This window comes from Aromatoleum sp. (assembly GCF_036675785.1).
GTDB lineage: Bacteria > Pseudomonadota > Gammaproteobacteria > Burkholderiales > Rhodocyclaceae > Aromatoleum.
Window position 1 is genome coordinate 26,786 of sequence record NZ_JAKFEF010000018.1, and the last position, 16,612, is coordinate 43,397.

Consider the following 16,612-nt stretch of genomic DNA (forward strand, 5'->3'; position numbering starts at 1 on the left):
GCCTGATGATCGATATGCAAGTCAAGCCCGAGGCGGTGGAGGTCGCGACGGCTACCGCTCCGGCCTCACGAGCCCTCGTCGAACTCGAGGGGCGGATCGCGGTCGTGCTGCTGTCGTTTCTCCTGGCTCTCGTCGTCGCCGTTTTCTTGTCGTCCGAGTCCCAGCGGGCCGTGGCCGTCCCGGCGCTCGTGATCCTGTTCTCCTTCTTCCTTTTCTGCGTGATGCTGGATGGCCGGGTGAAATCCGGGATCTTCGGCGAGGTCGGAGTCATCTTTTCAGGATTCGTCGTCGCCTATTCGGTCATTCCGGCCCTGAACTTCCTGATCCTGAACTTCCACTTTCCGCTGAATTTCGATGCGTTGAACTTTGCGGTACTCAATCCGCGGCCGGAAGAACTCGGGACTCATCTTTGGCGCCATTGTCTGTTTGCCGTCACAGTAATGGCGGCATACCTTCTCGCACGCGGAGGTCACGGCGAAGCGTCTCCGGATGTAGGTTCGACCAGAGTCGACAACTGGGTGGTCGCGGCAGTCGTGGCCATGGTGTTGATCTGCGTGGGCGCCATCAGTCTGCTTTCCGCCCCGGTCGAGGATTACTACGGCCACTACACGCGGTTCGATGCCTTGTCGCCGTGGATGAGGCGTTTCGCATTTCTGTGTCTGATTTTGAAAGGCGGGGGCTATTACGTCGCTTTGACCTTGATGTTTTCGGACTACCGCCGGTTCAGGGTTCCGATCGTCCTGTTCGTGTTCTTCATCGTCGCCTACGAGCTGTCGTACTCTCTGGGTTCGCGGATCGAGACGCTGTCGATTCTGCTCGCCGTCGCGTGCCTCTATCACTTCAACGTCGCGCGGATAGGGTTCCGGCAGGGCCTGCTCTACCTCGGCGTCCTGCTCGTCCTGTTCACCGCCGTCGAGTTCTACCGGACGGCCGAATTCGACATCCAGGCGGCGCTCCGGGATTTCTCGGAGCGAGGGTTGAGTATCGCGACGGAGTTCGGGGCCGTCTTCTACACGAGCTTCCATCTCTACGTGGAGCGGTCGAACGGGACTCTGCCGGAGCGGGAGTGGCTGATGCTCTTCAACGACTTCTTCACGGCGGTTCCATTCTTCGAGCACACCCAGTTCAATTCGCAGTATTGGTACGCACGCCAATACTTCCCGGACTCAGCCGTGCCGCCCCAGACCATGGGCCCCATCGCGGACAGTGCGATCTGGGGTGGAGAGGGCGATCTCGCCGTCCGCGGCCTGCTGACCGGAATGGGTTTCGGATTGCTCGCACGCTGGGCTCTCGGACGCCGCACAAGACTGCTGAGGAATGTGGCGTACGTGTTCGTTTTCGCAACCTGTGTCATTGCCCTAAAGTATTCGCTCATCTACCAGGTGTCCCAGATGTTTCGTGCGCTGGCGCCGGCCCTGCTGGTCGCCTACTTCATGATTCGACTCCAGCGCGCGGTTCGGCCGGAGTCCAATTGCCGCAGATCTCCGTCGGGCTAGACCGCTGCGGCCAGCTTTTTGCGCGCGATCTGCAAAGACGCGATTTCAGGAATAGAGGCAGTGAGATGCCTCACGTTTGAGGTCTTGGGTCGGAATGAAGGTGGTGTTCGTATCACAATGGTATCCGCCCGAGCAGGCACCGATCGGCTATATGATCCGAGAGTTGGCGCAAGCGATGACGGCTGCCGGTCATGACGTGACGGTCATAACGGGTTTTCCCAATCATCCATCAGGGGTTGTTTTCGGCGGTTACCGCAAGCGGTTGTGCCTGAATGAAGTCGTCGACGGCGTAAAGCTCTGTCGCACCTACCTCTATACGAAGCGGAGTCCAGGAAAGTTCAGCCGAATTCTGACGTTCCTGTCGTTTACGCTTACTTCGGGCGGTGCATTGTTGTTCGGCGGTCGCCGCGACCTGATATTCGCCGTCTTTCAGCCACTTTCCGTCGGGATGACATTGCCGATTATCGCGAAATTGAAGCGCTCCAAATTGATTCTGAACGTGCAGGATCTTCATCCCGACGTCCCCGTCGAACTGGGCCTGGTGAAAAACCCGCTGTTCGTAAGAGTGTTGCGATGGGTGGAACGAACGGGTTACCGATCTGCCGCCGGATTGGCGGTGATCTGCGAGCAGTTCAAGGCGCATTGCGTCGGCAAGGGGGCGGACGCCGGTGACGTCGCGGTAATTCCGAATTGGATCGATCTCAGTGAAGTAGTTCCGGGCGACAGGATGAATTCTTTTCGCGCCGAGCTTGGACTCTCTCGCGACCACCTCGTGGTGTTGTACGCAGGGACGATCGGGATGGTTTCCGGGGCGGAGGTGGTGCTGAGAGCCGCAACCATCCTCGGGACGACCCTGCCGGCGGCTCGCTTCGTCTTTGTCGGTGAGGGGCCCGCGGTTGCCGGTTTGCGAACGTACGTAGAGGAAAACGGCCTCGGGAATGTCTTATTCGTCCCGTTCCAGCCGCGCGAGCGGCTCGCGGAAGTCCAGGCGACTGCGGATATCTCCCTCGTCACGCTGCTGAAAGGGAAGGGCCGTTCGTCGGTTCCTAGCAAGGTACTCGGCTACATGGCGGCCGCGCGTGCAGTGATCGCGTCCGTCGACTCCGATAGTGAAACCGCGTCGTTGGTCAGAAGATCAGGCTGCGGGATCGTGGTCGATGCGGAGGACGGCACGAAGCTGGCCGACGCCATCGTATCTTTGGCCACCGATTCGGCGCGCAGAAATTGCTGCGGGGAAAGCGGCCGGCGACACCTTGAAGGGCATTACGCAAAGGCGACGGTCACGGGAAGGTATATCGAATTTTTCGAAACCGTCGCCGGTAGAACCTGAACCCCGTTCTTGTGCCTGTCGTTGAGCCGGTGGATGGCGTGGTGCGAGCTTGTCTTCTTTGACGAGACTTTTTTTGTCGATGACTGTGGAGAGGACCCCGGAAAAGGGGGCTTGTCGTGGAAGAGTGCTCCCGCCCCGTTCGTAGGGCGGGCAAGAACTTTCTGAGGATTTGGATTGGCGACTGATATATGACGAAGCGCGAAGCGTCGCCCACCTTGCGGGATGTGAGGCAAACCGACCTGGATCAGGTCGCCGAGGTTCATCGTCAGGCGTTTCCCGGGTTCCTGATGACCCTGCTCGGGCCCGTCTTTCTGCGGGAATACTATCAGGCAGTACTCGACTATCCCGGTAAGGTGTTTCTCGTCGCGTTGGACGAGCGGGCGAGAGTGGTCGGGTTTGTCGCCGGCTTTCATGATCCGAGCATGTTCTACAAGTTACTCGGTTCGAGAAGGAAGAGGATGATGGCGGCCGCGGTTCTGCATCTGGCGCTGCGGCCGCGCTTGTGGTTGCGTGTCCTTGAGAACATGAAGCAAATCGGCGAGCGCTCCGGCGAGTCGCTGGAGGCCTGCAGCCGGGTGGAACTGGCGTCGGTCGGTGTCGCGCCTCACGTTCTGAAACAGGGTTGCGGCAAGGCTTTGGTCAGCGAGTTCTTGACGAGGTGTTCCAGTTTTCACGCAGGCGCGGTGGAGTTGACCACGGACGCCACGGGGAACGAGAAAGTTAACCGCTTCTACCGGAGCCTGGGTTTCCGGGTCGTGAAGACCAGTGAACGGTCGGGGGGGCGGCGCATGAATCACTATGAATACGTTCTGTGATCGAAACTGAATCCGGCCTCGCCGAGAGCCTCTTTCCAAACCAGATTGATTATTTGGAATCGTCCTATGAATCGCGCAGTTGAACAGTTCCTGCCTTTTGCCCTGCCGGAAATCGGGGAAGAGGAGATTGCCGAGGTCGTCTCTTCGCTTCGCTCGGGATGGGTAACGACCGGACCCAAGGCGAAGCAGTTCGAGGACGATTTCGCCCAATGGCTGGGAGGTGGAGTCGAGGCCATATCGGTCAATTCTGCAACCGCCGGGCTGCATTTGTCGCTCGAGGCCCTTGGCGTGGGCCCGGGCGACGAGGTCATCACGACGACCCACACCTTTACGGCCACCGCGGAGGTCGTTCGTTATCTCGGCGCCGATCCTGTCTTTGTCGATATTTCCGCAGACACCCTTTGTATCGATCCGGAGGCGGTGGAGCGCGCAATCACACCGCGGACGAAAGCCATCATTCCGGTCCATTTCGCGGGCCGCAGTGCCGAGATGTCCGTGATTCTCGACATCGCGCGACGGCACGGATTGAAGGTCGTGGAGGATGCCGCCCACGCACTGCCCACGACGTCTGACGGAAGGCTTGTAGGCACTCTGGACAGCGATGTGACGGTGTTCAGTTTCTACGCCAACAAGACGATCACCACGGGCGAAGGCGGGATGCTGGTCACTCGCAATCCGGCGATTGCCATGCGGGCGCGAACGATGCGGCTTCACGGTATCAACCGCGATGCATTCGACCGGTTTACGGCGACCGTCCCCAGTTGGTACTACGAGATCGTGGCGCCCGGCTTCAAGTACAACCTGACCGATATTGCCGCCTCGATCGGCATCCATCAGTTGAGAAAAGCGCGTGCGTTCCAGGCGCGGAGGCAGCACATTGCGGAGCAATACAACGCTACTCTGTCCGGACTTCCACTGATATTGCCGCCGGGCCCGCGCGAGGGGGATTTGCACTCGTGGCACCTCTACGTGGTGCAACTTGGAGAGGGGGCGCCCTGCGGTCGCGATGCCTTCATCGAAAGAATGTTCGAGCGCGGAATCGGAATGAGCGTCCATTACATTCCACTCCATCTTCAGCCCTACTGGCGCGATCGCTACGAATTGAAGCCGGACATGTTCCCGGTAAGTCAGCGAGTCTTCGAACGAACGGCCACGCTGCCCCTCTATACGCGGATGACGGACGGCGATGTCGAGCGCGTGGTACGGACGGTCAGGGAATCCTTGCGCTAGGATTTGACAATGCTAAAGCGTTGTTTCGATTTTGCGTCCTGCGCGATCGGTCTGGTGCTGCTCTCGCCGCTGCTCCTCGCAATCGCAGCATGGATCAAGCTGGATTCGGAGGGGCCGGTGTTCTTTCGCCAGGAACGCGTCGGACGTTTCGGCCGGACCTTCTTCATTCACAAGTTTCGTACGATGACCGTTGATGCCGAGGCGAAAGGTCCGCAGATTACGATTGGCAAGGACCGCCGGGTGACGCGGGCGGGTCATTTCCTGCGGAAGATGAAACTCGATGAACTGCCTCAGTTAATTGACGTCCTGTATGGAAAAATGAGCATAGTCGGTCCTCGTCCAGAGGTGCCGCGATATATCGCATTGTATCCGGATGAGGTGAGGGCAAAGGTGCTGTCCGTTCGTCCTGGCGTCACGGATTGGGCATCGATTCGATTCAAGGACGAGAACGATATTCTTGCCCGGTCGAACAGTCCCGAGGACGCGTATGTTAGGGAGGTCTTGCCGATCAAGCAGCGCTACTATGTCGAGTATGTCGACAACAACAGCTTTCTCGGGGATCTAGGTATCATCTTCGCGACGCTCGGCGCGATCCTAAAGCGATAACGGCGCATACGATCGAGCCGCAAATTTGTCATTGCGGTGTTACCGAATGTATTTGCAGTCGCTCCGCCACGCCGATCCTGCTTCAATGCAACCTGACAAGCGTGTCCCTTCATTCGGATGCGTCCGTGGCCGACACTTATTGAACAGAAAAATCTTTGCCTTATGATGCCGCCCGCAGAATCAGTGCATAGGTCCTTACATTCCCTGCTGGTGTTTCTTTTCGACCGTTTCGCCGTCGTCGTGGCGTGGGTCGGCGGGTTGCTGATCCGCTTCAACTTCGATTGGCCCGTCGAGTATCAACGGCAGGCGGCGTGGGTGCTGACGGTACTGCTCGTCACCCAGGTCTTCGCTTGCCGTTGGGCCGGACTCTACCGCGGGATGTGGGTCTTCGCGAGTTTGCCCGACTTGAAGCGGCTGATGAAGGCGGTCTCGATGTCGGGTGTGGTGCTGATTGCGCTGGTGGCGCTCGATCGCAGTGTTCCGGCGATTCCGCGCTCGCTAATGCTGCTGTATCCGATCCTGCTTCTCGTCGTGATGGGCGGTGGCCGGGCGATGTGGCGGATGTGGAAGGAGCACCGCCTCTACGGGGGGCTGATCGCGCAAGGCAGGCCCGTCGTTGTCGTCGGGGCAGGATCCGGCGGTCTCATGCTCGTGCGGGCGCTGGAACGGTGTGCAGACTGGCGTGTGGTGGCATTGGTGGATGACGACCGTTCCAAGCACGGCCTCGAACTCTGCGGGCGGCCGGTCGTCGGCGCCGTCGAGGAACTCCCGGCCGTCCTGGAGGATTACCGCGCGAAACACGTGATCCTTGCAATGCCGTCGGCGGCCAGCGACGTGCTGCGACGCGCGACCGATCTGGCGGTTCGGGCCGGCGCGCAGGTCTTCACCGTGCCGGGCCTTGAAGATCTGATGAGCGGGCGGGTGGCTATCAATTCGATGCGGCCGGTAGCGATCGAGGACCTTCTGGGCCGGGCTCCCGTTTGCATCGACTTCGCCCACGTCCGGGCGATGTTGTCCGGCAAGACCGTGATGGTGACCGGCGCCGGCGGTTCCATCGGCAGCGAGCTGTGCCGCCAGCTCGCGCGCTTTGCGCCGAAGCGGCTGATGCTGTTCGAGGCGAACGAGTTCGCGCTCTATTCGATCGAGCAGTGGTTCGCGCAGCATCGGCCGGAGGTGGAGATCATCTGTCTCGCCGGCGACGTCAAGGACGAGATCTGGCTCGATGAAGTCTTCGCGACGTGGTGCCCACAGGTCGTGTTCCACGCCGCCGCGTACAAGCACGTGCCGCTGATGGAAGTGCGCAACGCGTGGCAGGCGGTGCGGAACAACGTGCTCGGGACGTTGCGCGTCGCGCAATGCGCGAAGCGCTACGGCGCGGAGCGTTTCGTGCTGATCTCGACCGACAAGGCGGTCAATCCGACGAACGTCATGGGTGCGACGAAGCGGCTCGCGGAGATGGCGTGCGAGGCGCTGCACTCGGGCGGCGGCGCGACGCAATTCGCGATGGTGCGCTTCGGTAACGTGCTCGGCAGCACCGGCAGCGTGATTCCCAAGTTCCAGGAGCAGATCGCGCGCGGCGGGCCGGTGACGGTGACGCACCCCGACATCAACCGCTACTTCATGTCGATTCCGGAGGCCGCGCAGCTCGTGCTGCAGGCGGCGGCGATGGGGCAGGGGGGCGAGGTGTTCGTGCTCGACATGGGCGAGCCGGTCAAGATCGTCGATCTCGCGCGAAACATGATCCGGTTGTCCGGCTACTCGGAAGAGGAGATCCGGATCGAGTTCACCGGGCTTCGGCCGGGCGAGAAGCTGTACGAGGAGCTGCTCGCGGACTCGGAGGTCACGCGCGAGACGCCGCATCCGAAGCTGCGCATCGCACGGTCGCGTCCGGTCGCGGCGGGGTTTCTCGCCGAGCTCGAGGCATGGCTCGCGCGGCCGGGGCCGGTGTCCGATGACGAGGTCCGCAGGGGCCTGCTGCGGTGGGTGCCGGAATATGCGCCGGCCCCCGCGCGGCCGACGTTGCGAGTCGTGGAAGGCGCGGGAACTGCGATTGCGGCGGCGAGGGCGGCGGGCCGCTGAGCGTTCGGCGGGCCTTGCGACAGGACAAGAATCCTGTTCGGCCGGCGACGGCGCATGCAGCGGTCGTCTTCGACCCGACCGTTACAGCTTTTGCGCATCCGACATTTCCCGACCTCGCTGATCACGCACGCCGCCGGCTACAATCCGTCCTTTTCCGCTTCCACCGATGGCGACATACGCGATAGGCGACATCCAGGGCTGTTACGACCCGCTGCGCCGGCTGCTCGACCGCGTGAAGTTCGATCCTGCGGCCGACCGGCTGTGGGTCGTCGGCGATCTCGTCAACCGCGGCCCCGCATCGGTGCATGTACTGCGCTTCCTGCGCGGGCTGGGCGAAGCGGCGACGGTGGTCCTCGGCAACCACGATCTTTACCTGCTGATGCGCGCGGCCGGCTACGAGCGGCGCGAACAGGGCGATACGCTGTATCAGGTGTTCGAGGCGCCCGATCGTGACGAACTGATCGCGTGGCTCTCCGGCCAGCCGTTGATGCACGTCGAGGGCGATTACGCGATGGTGCACGCGGGCCTGCTTCCCGAATGGACGATAAGCAATGCGCACGCGCTCGCAGCCGAAGTCGCGGCGGCGCTGACGGGGGTGGATGCGAAGCGTTTGCTCCTCAACCTCGCCGGCAACAGCCCCGATCGCTGGTCCGACGATCTGCAGGGCTGGGATCGGCTTCGGGTGGTTGTCAATGCGCTGACACGGATGCGTTTCTGCACGCCGGACGGCCGGATGGCGCTGCGTGCGAAGGGGCCTCCCGACGACGCTCCGCCGGGAACGATGCCGTGGTTCCGTGTCCCCGAGCGCTTGTATCGCACCCACACGATCGTTTGCGGCCACTGGTCGGCGCTGGGATTCCATCGGGAGCCGGGCCTGATCGCGCTCGACTCGGGCTGCGTGTGGGGCGGCAAGCTCACCGCGGTGCGGCTCGAGGATGGCGAGGTGTTCCAGGTGCTCGGGTAGGTCGCGGCTGCAGGCTTCGGCGGCTGTCCCGTTCGCCGCTGTCGGACAGCAGTGTGACGCGTGGTGGGTGGAAGTCGTGCTTCCGCGCGGGAGGCTGCGTCAGGGACGAACGGCCTTTCCCGTCAAGAACGCACTGCGTTTTCGGCCGAGACGGAATCCTCGCTGCGCTCCGCGACGGTTCGCCGATCCTTTGCCAGATCCGGCTCGTCGGCGATTCCCCGTACGATCACGTCGCGTGCGGCCTCGGCGAGCGCGCGCCGCGTCACGCCTTCCGTCGTCGGGAGAGGTGCTGCCGTGAGCGTTCGGGCAACGAGCCGCGGCTCGGCGATGATCGCCCCGAGAGACTGGCCGAGGCTGGTGTCGCCAACATAGGCGGGCGCGACGCTCAGGCTGCCGTCCGGCGTGCGGTAGGAGATCGACACCGGTTGGACCGGATGGCCGGACTCGATCGCCGGTTGCAGCAGTGCGGCGTGGAAATGAAGCACGTGCGTCCCGTCCGTCGTCGTGCCTTCGGGAAAGAGCGCGACGTTGCGACCGGCGTCGAGCAGCGCGCCGATCTCGCCGTTGATGATTTTCGCGTGGCCCCGGCTCCCGCGCCGCAGGAATACGGTTTCGCTCGCCGAAGCGAGCCTGCCGACGACCGGCCAGTCGCGCACTTCGGCCTTCGAGATGAAAGCCGACGGCGAGAGCGCGTTCAGCACGAAGATGTCGAGCCACGAGATGTGGTTCGCAACGACGAGGCAGCCGGGCCGGACGGGCGCGCCGCGCGGGTCGAGTTCGACGCCGAGCAACGCGAGCAGCCGCCGCGACCAGCACTGGCGCAGCCGGCGTTGCGTGGCCGGCGAGGTGAGCGGGTGGACGGCGAGGACCGTCGCCACGCCCTGCGCGACGTGCAGCGCGAGCCGCAGGTAGCGCCACGTGCGGACGAGGAGGCTGGCGCGACGTCGCGCGTGCGAGGTCGGAAGGTTCAGTCTATGAGTCCCATGAAGTGCCGGGCGAAGCCGCCGCCGACCTTGTCCATCGACAGCAGGATTAGTAGTGGCCGTATTGAAGTCCGGGTCCGCCGGTAGCGTCGGCGCGCAGGCGCGCGAGCGGCAGCGGCCTGCACGGGAATAGCCGGTATTCGAGCGAGGACGCATGCAAACCCTTGAGCTGATTATACAAGCTCGCCGCGCGGCGGTGCCTTGGCGTCGGTCATGCATCGCGTTTCGCCTCGGTCCGTTTTCGATGGCGCCATTCTTCGATTGGCGCATTGCGGCATGGTGAAGCGGTCGTTACGATGCGGTGACATCGGGTCCCGGAAAACAGGAGGGAAGAAATGGAAAACTGCGTGTTTTGTCGCATTGCGAAAGGCGAGTTGCCGGCGTCGAAGGTGTATGAGGACGATTTGACGGTCGCCTTCATGGATCTGCAATCGGTGAATCCGGGCCACATGCTCGTCGTCGTGAAGCCGCACCGCGCGAACATCTACGAGCTCGACGACGACCTCGCGGGGGCCGCGATGCGCACTGCGGCGAAGATGGCCCGCGCGGTGAAGAAGGCCTGCGGCTGCGAAGGGGTCACGCTGTTCCAGGCGAACGAACCGGCCGGCGCGCAGACGGTGTTCCACTTCCATATCCACGTGCTGCCGCGCTGGGAAGGCGACGGCATGGCGCTCGCGTGGCCGGCGAAGAACCCGACGCGCGAGGCGCTCGAGGAGATGGCGGCGAAGCTGCGCGCCGCGCTCTGAACGGCGCTTGCGGGGCGCTGCGACGGCTTTGCGCAGCGCGTCCCGCTGGCCGCGGCGCCTATAATGTCGGCCTTTCCCGTCATCTGGCCGCCTCATGTCCATCCTCGTCTGCGGTTCCGTCGCGTACGACACGATCATGGTGTTCCACGATCGTTTCAAGCAGCACATCCTGCCCGAGCAGATCCACATCCTGAACGTCTCCTTCCTCGTGCCCGACATGCGGCGCGAGTTCGGCGGCTGCGCCGGCAATATCGCATACAACCTGAAGCTGCTCGGCGCCGATCCGCTGATCATGGCGACCGTCGGGGATGACGCCGGGCCCTATCGCGAGCGGCTGCAGACACTCGGCCTGCGGCAGGACCACGTGCGTCATGTTCCGGACACCTTCACCGCGCAAGCCTTCATCACGACGGATCTCGACGACAACCAGATCACAGCGTTCCACCCGGGCGCGATGAATCACTCGCATCTCAATCGCGTCGACGATGCGGTCGACGTGAAGCTCGGCATCGTTTCGCCGGACGGCCGTGACGGCATGATGAACCACGCGTCGCAATTCGCCGCCGCGGGAGTTCCGTTCGTGTTCGACCCGGGGCAGGGGATGCCGCTCTTCTCCGGCGGCGAGCTGCTGGAGTGCGTGAAACTGGCCCGGTACTGCACGGTCAACGATTACGAGGCGCGCCTGCTGTGCGAACGGACCGGCCGCTCGCTGTCCCAGTTGGCGGACGCGGTCGAGGCGCTGTTCGTCACCCTCGGGCCGGAAGGGTCGCACCTCTATGCCGAGGGACGGCGTATCGACATTCCGTGCGTGCCCGCGCAAGCGCTGGTCGATCCGACCGGCTGCGGGGACGCGCATCGGGCGGGCCTGCTCTACGGCATCGCGAACGGCTACGACTGGACGCGCACCGGGCGGCTCGCGTCGTTGATGGGGTCAATCAAGATCGCGAGCCGCGGCGGCCAGAACCATGCACCGTCCCGCGCGGAAATCGCCGACAGCTACGCGGCGGCATTCGGAGAATCGTTATGGTGATCAGGAAAGGGGGCGTGCAGGCAGCCGTCGCCGTCATGGCGCTGGCGACCGTGCTCGGGGTGACGGGATGCGCGTCGGGACTCGGCGGCGGAACCTATTCCCGCGACGAGGCGCGGCGGACGATGGTCGTGCAATACGGGACGGTGGAGGCGGTCCGGCCGGTGCAGCTCGAAGGCACGAAAACCGCGATCGGCCCGGGTGCGGGCGCGGTGGTCGGCGGGATCGCCGGCAGCGGGGTCGGCGGTGGCCGTGGCCAGGCCATAGCGACGGTGCTCGGCGCTGTGGCGGGCGGTCTCGCGGGCGCCGCGGTCGAGGAAGGTACGACCCGCAAGCCGGGCGTGGAGGTCACGGTGCAACTCGAAAACGGGCAGGTGCTCGCCGTCGTGCAGGAAGACGAGGGCGAGCTTTTCCGGCCGGGCGAACGTGTCCGGCTGGTGCGTGACAGCGGCACGACGCGCGTGACGCGTTAGGCGCGGCTAGCCCAGAATCACGAGGCCCCAGACCGCGACGAGATTCAACAGCGCGATCAGCACCGCCGCGCTGCCGATGTCTTTCGCGCGTTTCGCGAGACGGTGGCGCTCGAGCGACACGCGGTCGACCGTGGCCTCGATCGCGGAATTCACGAGTTCGACGATCAGCAACAGCAGCACGCTGCCGACCAGCATCGCCTTGCCGACCGCCTCGACGGGCAGCAGCATGGCGACCGGGATCAGGATCGCGGCGAGGATGCATTCCTGCCGGAAGGCGTCTTCGTGCCGGAACGCGGCGCTCAGGCCGGCGAGCGAATATCGGAACGCGTTCCATACGCGCATTAGGCCCGTTTTCCCTTTGAACGGGCTTTCTCGAGTCTCGGGACTGCGGTGTTCCATCGGGTTTTCCGGCAAGAGTCGGTGGGCGCCGCCGAGCGGCGGATTCTGAAGGCCGGGCGAATCGTACCCTGATCGGTCGTCGCCGATGTCGCGGTCGGGGGGCATCGTGCGCGATCGACCGTCAAGGATAGAAAACGTAGAGCCGATAGCCGACGGCAGCGACGTCCTCGGCTTCGAACGGCACTTTCACCGCGATCTCGCTTCCGCTGCGGAAGCCGTCCTCGATGCCGGAGCGTTGGAGCTGGCGCGGCGGCAACCACTCCTTCGGTTCGAGCACGCGGCGGATCACGGGACGGTCCTGCGCGTCGGTCAGCGTCAATTCGAGATGCGGGTAGGCCTGCGGGTGCGGGGCGCGGTTACGCACCGTTGCGTTGAGGATGAAGCGCCCGGGGCGGCCGGGTTCCGATTGCAGGTCGGAAGTGCCGATGCCGACCAGATCCGCGACACGCGGGAGCGGGACGGTACATCCGAGCACCTCGCAGGCCGCCAGATAGGCCGGGCGGAGTTGCGGCCATTCGCGGGTGATTTCGGCGCGAAAAAGGTATGCGGCCTGGACCGCGAGCATCCCGAGCAGGAGGCCGATACCGAGTCCGAGCAGCCAGCGCTTGCCCGCAGAAGCGGGGCGCGAACCATAAGCCGCGTCGAGCCGGGCGGTCTCGAGCGCGTCGTCGGACGCGATCGGACTCGCCGGCGGCGCGCTCGCCGCGGCGGTCGCGGGCGCCGCGGAGTCCGTTTCCGGGGTGACGGTGTCGCGCCCGGAGAGTTCGGCAAACGCGGCCAGGGATTCCTCCGAAGATCCGTGAATTGCCGGTTCGGGCTCCTGCGGGAAATTGGGCTGCGGGACGGTGTCGGGCTCCGATGGGCCGCCGTCGGCGGGGCCGGCGAACCCGGTGCCGGGTTCGCTCCTGTCGCCGCCTTTGCTCCGGACCCGCTGCGCCCATTCGTCGAACGGCACTCGACGCCCGAAATCCGCCAGCTCGTCGATGGGAACGTCGACGCCGGCCGGCGTTGCCGGCTCGGCCGGCGTTGCCGGCTCGGCCGGCGCGAAGTCGGACAGATCGATGAACTCGGGAAACGAGGGTTCGCCTGCGCCGGGCGCCGGCGCCTTTGCGGGCGTGGGTTCTTGCGGCGGCGGTTCGATCGCGGGTTCGCCGATGACCGGTTCGCGGCGCAGCAGGTCGGACGTGCGCAGCGGTCTGCGCGGCACGAGGAGCTTGTCCGGGATTTCGAAATCGAGCGCGTCGCCAGCTCGATCCATTGCGCTGCCGACGAGCGGCGGCGTTTCGTCGACAGGCGCGGGCGCCGCTTCGTCCCCCGCACGATACGCCTGTCCCGGGGGCGCGCCGAAGGGCGGGACGTGACGGGCGGGTCGCGTTGAAGCGCCAACGGAATCCGAAGGGCGTTCTTCGAGAACGAAGAAGCTGTCACCGGGGAGATCATTGGCCGTCGACGGGGCGGTCCGCAAGGCCTTGCCCGCAGCCGCCGGACCGTTCACCTCCGCCGCGGGCGACGTCATTGCGGGCGTCGCAGGGCCGGCCGATCTCGAATCGGCCTCGATCAGATGCTCGAGCGCGTTGAAAGGCGTTTGGCAGCGCCCGCAGCGCACTTCTCCGCGGTGCGCGCGCAGTTGTTCGGGTCGCACCCGGAATACCGTCTGGCAGGCCGGGCAGCGGGCGAACATCATTATTGCGGAGTATCCGCCGGTCGCAGGCCTTCGAGCCGGGCCCATCCCTCGTGCACCGCGCCGACATGCAGGCGGAGGAACGGCGCGTAGGCGTCGATGACCTGCTGCGTCTGCGTTTCGAGCACCCCCGACAGCGCGATCCGGCCGCCGGGCGCGATGCGCGCCGCGAGCAGCGGCGCGAGCACGCAGAGGGGATTCGTGAGGATGTTGGCGACGACGACGTCGAAGCGGGCGTCGACGGGCTCGCGGGAGTGCTGCAGTCTTACCGTCGTGCCGTTGCGCTCGGCGTTGTCGCGCGCCGCTTCGAGCGCCTTGTCGTCGATGTCGACTCCGAGCACGTCGCCCGCGCCGAGCCGTGCCGCGGCGATGCCGAGGATCCCCGAGCCGCAGCCGTAGTCGAGCACGAGGTCGCCCGGCCGCACGGCGTCGCACAGCCATTCGAGGCACAGGCGTGTCGTCGGATGCGAGCCCGTGCCGAACGCCATGCCCGGGTCGAGCTCGATGTTGATCGCGTCGGGATCCGGAGCGGTGTGCCACGACGGCACGATCCACATCCGCTCGGTGATGCGGATCGGGTCGAACTGGCTCTGCGTGAGCTGCACCCAGTTCTGCTCGGCGACTTCTTCGAGCGTGAACGGCGGCACGGCGTCGAAACCGGCATCGGCCGCGGCGCGTGCGAGCGCGACGGCGAGATCGGCCTGCGCGTCGAACAGCGCGATGACCCGGCTGTGATCCCACAGCCCGACCGGGTGATGGCCGGGTTCGCCGAACTGCGGCTTCTCCGCGTCCGTGCCGGCATCGGCATCCTCGATGCTGATCGACAGCGCCCCCGCGTCCATCAACGCCTCGGACAGCGCTTCGGCCTTTTGCGCTTCAGCCTGGAGGATGACCGATATCCACATGGTCCCGGTTCCCGCGTCAGGGTGTCTTGACTTCGTTGCGATCGGCCAGCTTGTGTTCCAGGTAGTGGATGCTGGTACCACCTTCGATGAAGCGCGCGTCGAGCATCAGCTCCTGGTGCAGCGGGACGTTCGTTTTGATGCCTTCGACGACCATCTCGGACAGCGCGATGCGCATCCGGCGGATCGCCTGTTCGCGCGTGTCGCCATAGGCGATCAGCTTGCCGATCATCGAATCGTAATGCGGAGGGATCGTGTAGCCGTTATAGACGTGCGAGTCGACGCGCACACCCGGTCCGCCGGGCGTGTGCCAGTTCGTGATCCGTCCCGGCGAGGGCGTGAATTTGAACGGGTCCTCGGCGTTGACGCGGCATTCGATCGCATGGCCGCGGAACTCGATCTGGCGCTGGCGGAACCACAGCTTTTCGCCGGCTGCGATCCGGATCTGCGCCTGGACGATGTCGATGCCGGTGATCATCTCGGTCACCGGATGTTCGACCTGCACGCGGGTGTTCATTTCGATGAAGTAGAACTCGCCGTTCTCGTACAGGAATTCGAAGGTCCCGGCGCCGCGGTAGCCGATCTTGCGGCACGCTTCGGCGCAGCGCTCGCCGACCTTCGCGATCGCCTTGCGGTCGATGCCCGGCGCCGGCGCTTCTTCGATGACCTTCTGGTGCCGGCGCTGCATCGAGCAGTCGCGCTCGCCGAGGTACACCGCGTTGCCATGTTCGTCGGCGAGCACCTGAATCTCGACGTGGCGCGGGTTCTCGAGGAACTTCTCCATGTACACGACGGGGTTGCCGAACGCCGCCTGGGCTTCCGCGCGCGTCGTCGTGACGGCGTTCAGCAATGCCGCTTCGGTATGCACGACGCGCATCCCGCGGCCGCCGCCGCCGCCCGCCGCCTTGATGATCACCGGGTAGCCGATGGCGCGGGTGATCCGCACGATCTCCTTCGGGTCTTCCGGCAGCGCGCCTTCGGAGCCCGGGACGCAGGGCACGCCCGCTGCCTTCATCGCATCCTTCGCGCTGACCTTGTCGCCCATCAGGCGGATCGTGTCCGGCCGCGGCCCGATGAACACGAAGCCCGACTGCTCGATGCGCTCGGCGAAGTCGGCGTTCTCGGAGAGGAAGCCGTAGCCCGGATGGATCGCCGCGGCGTCGGTGACTTCGGCGGCCGAGATGATCGCGGGAACGTTGAGGTAGCTCATCGCCGACTGCGGCGGGCCGATGCACACGGATTCGTCCGCGAGCTTCACGTACTTCGCTTCCGTGTCGGCGGTCGAATGCACGGCGACGGTGCGGATGCCGAGTTCGCGGCACGCGCGCAGCACGCGGAGGGCGATTTCCCCGCGGTTGGCGATCAGGATCTTTTCGAACATGGGCGCGATCAGGCGATGACGAACAGCGGCTGGCCGTATTCGACCGGCTGGCCGTTCTCCACGAGGATCGCTTTCACGGTGCCGGCGCACTCGGACTCGATCTCGTTCATGAGCTTCATCGCTTCGATGATGCACAGCCGGTCGCCCACGGCGACCGGCTGGCCGACGTCGACGAGCGGCTTCGCGCCCGGCGCCGTGGCGCGATAGAACGTACCGACCATCGGCGATTTCACGACCGTCCCCTCGGGGATCTCCTCGACCGGAGGCGCGACGACGCCGGACGGCGCCGGCGCGAGCTGCGGCGCGGCGACCGGCATTGCGGGCACGTAATTCGCCACCGGCGCACCGTTGTGCTTCGCAATGCGTACCTTTTCTTCGCCTTCGGTGACTTCGAGTTCGGAAATGCCCGACTCCTGGACGAGGTCGATCAACTTCTTCAGCTTGCGCAGATCCATGATGTTCTCCGTGACGACGGCGCCGCGACGGCGCCGCCCGAGGGT

16 protein-coding genes and 1 pseudogene are annotated in these 16,612 nt (G+C 64.7%); 10 read left to right on the forward strand and 7 right to left on the reverse strand.

Features of this window, described 5'->3' with window-relative positions; genetic code table 11:
• Window positions 1-5 precede the first annotated feature (5 nt).
• From V6M37_RS04565 to V6M37_RS04595, 7 genes are all read left to right on the forward strand, one after another.
• A complete protein-coding gene (locus V6M37_RS04565) occupies window positions 6-1,496 on the forward strand; it encodes a hypothetical protein (protein WP_332671339.1) in 1,491 nt (496 codons plus the stop codon).
• Window positions 1,497-1,590: 94 nt separating this feature from the next.
• The gene (locus V6M37_RS04570; RefSeq protein WP_332671340.1) at window positions 1,591-2,826 is read left to right on the forward strand and encodes a glycosyltransferase family 4 protein; all 1,236 of its coding nucleotides are present in this window, start codon (window positions 1,591-1,593) and stop codon (window positions 2,824-2,826) included.
• Between the two features lie 188 nt (window positions 2,827-3,014).
• Complete coding sequence (locus V6M37_RS04575; protein WP_332671341.1) at window positions 3,015-3,641, forward strand: GNAT family N-acetyltransferase; 627 nt, start codon at window positions 3,015-3,017, stop codon at window positions 3,639-3,641.
• A gap of 66 nt (window positions 3,642-3,707) precedes the next feature.
• A complete protein-coding gene (locus tag V6M37_RS04580) occupies window positions 3,708-4,871 on the forward strand; it encodes a DegT/DnrJ/EryC1/StrS family aminotransferase (RefSeq protein WP_332671342.1) in 1,164 nt (387 codons plus the stop codon).
• A 9-nt stretch (window positions 4,872-4,880) separates the two neighbouring features.
• Window positions 4,881-5,477 (forward strand): sugar transferase, encoded by a 597-nt coding sequence (locus V6M37_RS04585; RefSeq protein ID WP_332671343.1) that lies wholly within the window; start codon window positions 4,881-4,883, stop codon window positions 5,475-5,477.
• A gap of 183 nt (window positions 5,478-5,660) precedes the next feature.
• Window positions 5,661-7,556, forward strand: coding sequence for a polysaccharide biosynthesis protein (locus V6M37_RS04590; protein WP_332671344.1), 1,896 nt, complete (start codon window positions 5,661-5,663; stop codon window positions 7,554-7,556).
• 166 nt (window positions 7,557-7,722) lie between these two features.
• Window positions 7,723-8,520: a symmetrical bis(5'-nucleosyl)-tetraphosphatase gene (locus V6M37_RS04595; protein WP_332671345.1), complete on the forward strand. Its 798-nt coding sequence runs from the start codon at window positions 7,723-7,725 to the stop codon at window positions 8,518-8,520.
• A 122-nt stretch (window positions 8,521-8,642) separates the two neighbouring features.
• Here the strand turns inward: V6M37_RS04595 and V6M37_RS04600 are convergent, their stop codons facing one another.
• Window positions 8,643-9,398 (reverse strand): lysophospholipid acyltransferase family protein, encoded by a 756-nt coding sequence (locus V6M37_RS04600; protein ID WP_332671346.1) that lies wholly within the window; start codon window positions 9,396-9,398, stop codon window positions 8,643-8,645.
• Between the two features lie 440 nt (window positions 9,399-9,838).
• Here V6M37_RS04600 and V6M37_RS04605 point away from each other — a divergent pair, with 440 nt between their 5' ends.
• The 3 genes from V6M37_RS04605 (at window position 9,839) to V6M37_RS04615 (ending at window position 11,749) form a co-directional block, all read left to right on the forward strand.
• Entirely contained in the window at window positions 9,839-10,249 is a 411-nt protein-coding gene (locus V6M37_RS04605; RefSeq protein WP_332671347.1) for an HIT family protein, read from the forward strand.
• 94 nt (window positions 10,250-10,343) lie between these two features.
• On the forward strand, window positions 10,344-11,279 hold the full coding sequence (locus tag V6M37_RS04610; protein WP_332671348.1) for a carbohydrate kinase family protein: 936 nt from the start codon (window positions 10,344-10,346) through the stop codon (window positions 11,277-11,279).
• Window positions 11,273-11,749: a glycine zipper 2TM domain-containing protein gene (locus tag V6M37_RS04615; RefSeq protein ID WP_332671349.1), complete on the forward strand. Its 477-nt coding sequence runs from the start codon at window positions 11,273-11,275 to the stop codon at window positions 11,747-11,749. Before V6M37_RS04610 ends, V6M37_RS04615 begins: the two co-directional genes overlap by 7 nt.
• 6 nt (window positions 11,750-11,755) lie before the next feature.
• On the opposite strand, the gene V6M37_RS04620 is transcribed toward V6M37_RS04615, so the two are convergent.
• From V6M37_RS04620 to accB, 6 genes and pseudogenes are all read right to left on the reverse strand, one after another.
• On the reverse strand, window positions 11,756-12,148 hold the full coding sequence (locus V6M37_RS04620) for a diacylglycerol kinase (protein ID WP_332671350.1): 393 nt from the start codon (window positions 12,146-12,148) through the stop codon (window positions 11,756-11,758).
• 121 nt (window positions 12,149-12,269) lie between these two features.
• Complete coding sequence (locus tag V6M37_RS04625; protein ID WP_332671370.1) at window positions 12,270-13,406, reverse strand: DUF3426 domain-containing protein; 1,137 nt, start codon at window positions 13,404-13,406, stop codon at window positions 12,270-12,272.
• A 363-nt stretch (window positions 13,407-13,769) separates the two neighbouring features.
• Window positions 13,770-13,877 (reverse strand): annotated as a pseudogene (locus V6M37_RS04630) (MJ0042-type zinc finger domain-containing protein); the annotation flags it as partial.
• Window positions 13,832-14,734: a 50S ribosomal protein L11 methyltransferase gene (prmA, locus tag V6M37_RS04635; protein ID WP_332671351.1), complete on the reverse strand. Its 903-nt coding sequence runs from the start codon at window positions 14,732-14,734 to the stop codon at window positions 13,832-13,834. The gene prmA and the pseudogene V6M37_RS04630, both read right to left, overlap by 46 nt.
• A gap of 16 nt (window positions 14,735-14,750) precedes the next feature.
• Entirely contained in the window at window positions 14,751-16,112 is a 1,362-nt protein-coding gene (gene accC, locus V6M37_RS04640; protein WP_332671352.1) for an acetyl-CoA carboxylase biotin carboxylase subunit, read from the reverse strand.
• Window positions 16,113-16,120: 8 nt separating this feature from the next.
• Window positions 16,121-16,567, reverse strand: coding sequence for an acetyl-CoA carboxylase biotin carboxyl carrier protein (gene accB, locus V6M37_RS04645; protein WP_332671353.1), 447 nt, complete (start codon window positions 16,565-16,567; stop codon window positions 16,121-16,123).
• Window positions 16,568-16,612: the final 45 nt, after the last annotated feature.

What these genes read in the sequence shown, in the direction of transcription:
- V6M37_RS04565 (WP_332671339.1), top strand. Translation starts at nt 6, where the DNA reads ATGATCGATATGCAAGTCAAGCCCGAGGCGGTGGAGGTCGCGACGGCT.
- V6M37_RS04570 (WP_332671340.1), top strand. Translation starts at nt 1,591, where the DNA reads ATGAAGGTGGTGTTCGTATCACAATGGTATCCGCCCGAGCAGGCACCG.
- V6M37_RS04575 (WP_332671341.1), top strand. Translation starts at nt 3,015, where the DNA reads ATGACGAAGCGCGAAGCGTCGCCCACCTTGCGGGATGTGAGGCAAACC.
- V6M37_RS04580 (WP_332671342.1), top strand. Translation starts at nt 3,708, where the DNA reads ATGAATCGCGCAGTTGAACAGTTCCTGCCTTTTGCCCTGCCGGAAATC.
- V6M37_RS04585 (WP_332671343.1), top strand. Translation starts at nt 4,881, where the DNA reads ATGCTAAAGCGTTGTTTCGATTTTGCGTCCTGCGCGATCGGTCTGGTG.
- V6M37_RS04595 (WP_332671345.1), top strand. Translation starts at nt 7,723, where the DNA reads ATGGCGACATACGCGATAGGCGACATCCAGGGCTGTTACGACCCGCTG.
- V6M37_RS04605 (WP_332671347.1), top strand. Translation starts at nt 9,839, where the DNA reads ATGGAAAACTGCGTGTTTTGTCGCATTGCGAAAGGCGAGTTGCCGGCG.
- V6M37_RS04610 (WP_332671348.1), top strand. Translation starts at nt 10,344, where the DNA reads ATGTCCATCCTCGTCTGCGGTTCCGTCGCGTACGACACGATCATGGTG.
- V6M37_RS04615 (WP_332671349.1), top strand. Translation starts at nt 11,273, where the DNA reads ATGGTGATCAGGAAAGGGGGCGTGCAGGCAGCCGTCGCCGTCATGGCG.
- V6M37_RS04620 (WP_332671350.1), bottom strand. Translation starts at nt 12,148, where the DNA reads ATGGAACACCGCAGTCCCGAGACTCGAGAAAGCCCGTTCAAAGGGAAA.
- V6M37_RS04625 (WP_332671370.1), bottom strand. Translation starts at nt 13,406, where the DNA reads ATGGATCGAGCTGGCGACGCGCTCGATTTCGAAATCCCGGACAAGCTC.
- prmA (WP_332671351.1), bottom strand. Translation starts at nt 14,734, where the DNA reads ATGTGGATATCGGTCATCCTCCAGGCTGAAGCGCAAAAGGCCGAAGCG.
- accC (WP_332671352.1), bottom strand. Translation starts at nt 16,112, where the DNA reads ATGTTCGAAAAGATCCTGATCGCCAACCGCGGGGAAATCGCCCTCCGC.
- accB (WP_332671353.1), bottom strand. Translation starts at nt 16,567, where the DNA reads ATGGATCTGCGCAAGCTGAAGAAGTTGATCGACCTCGTCCAGGAGTCG.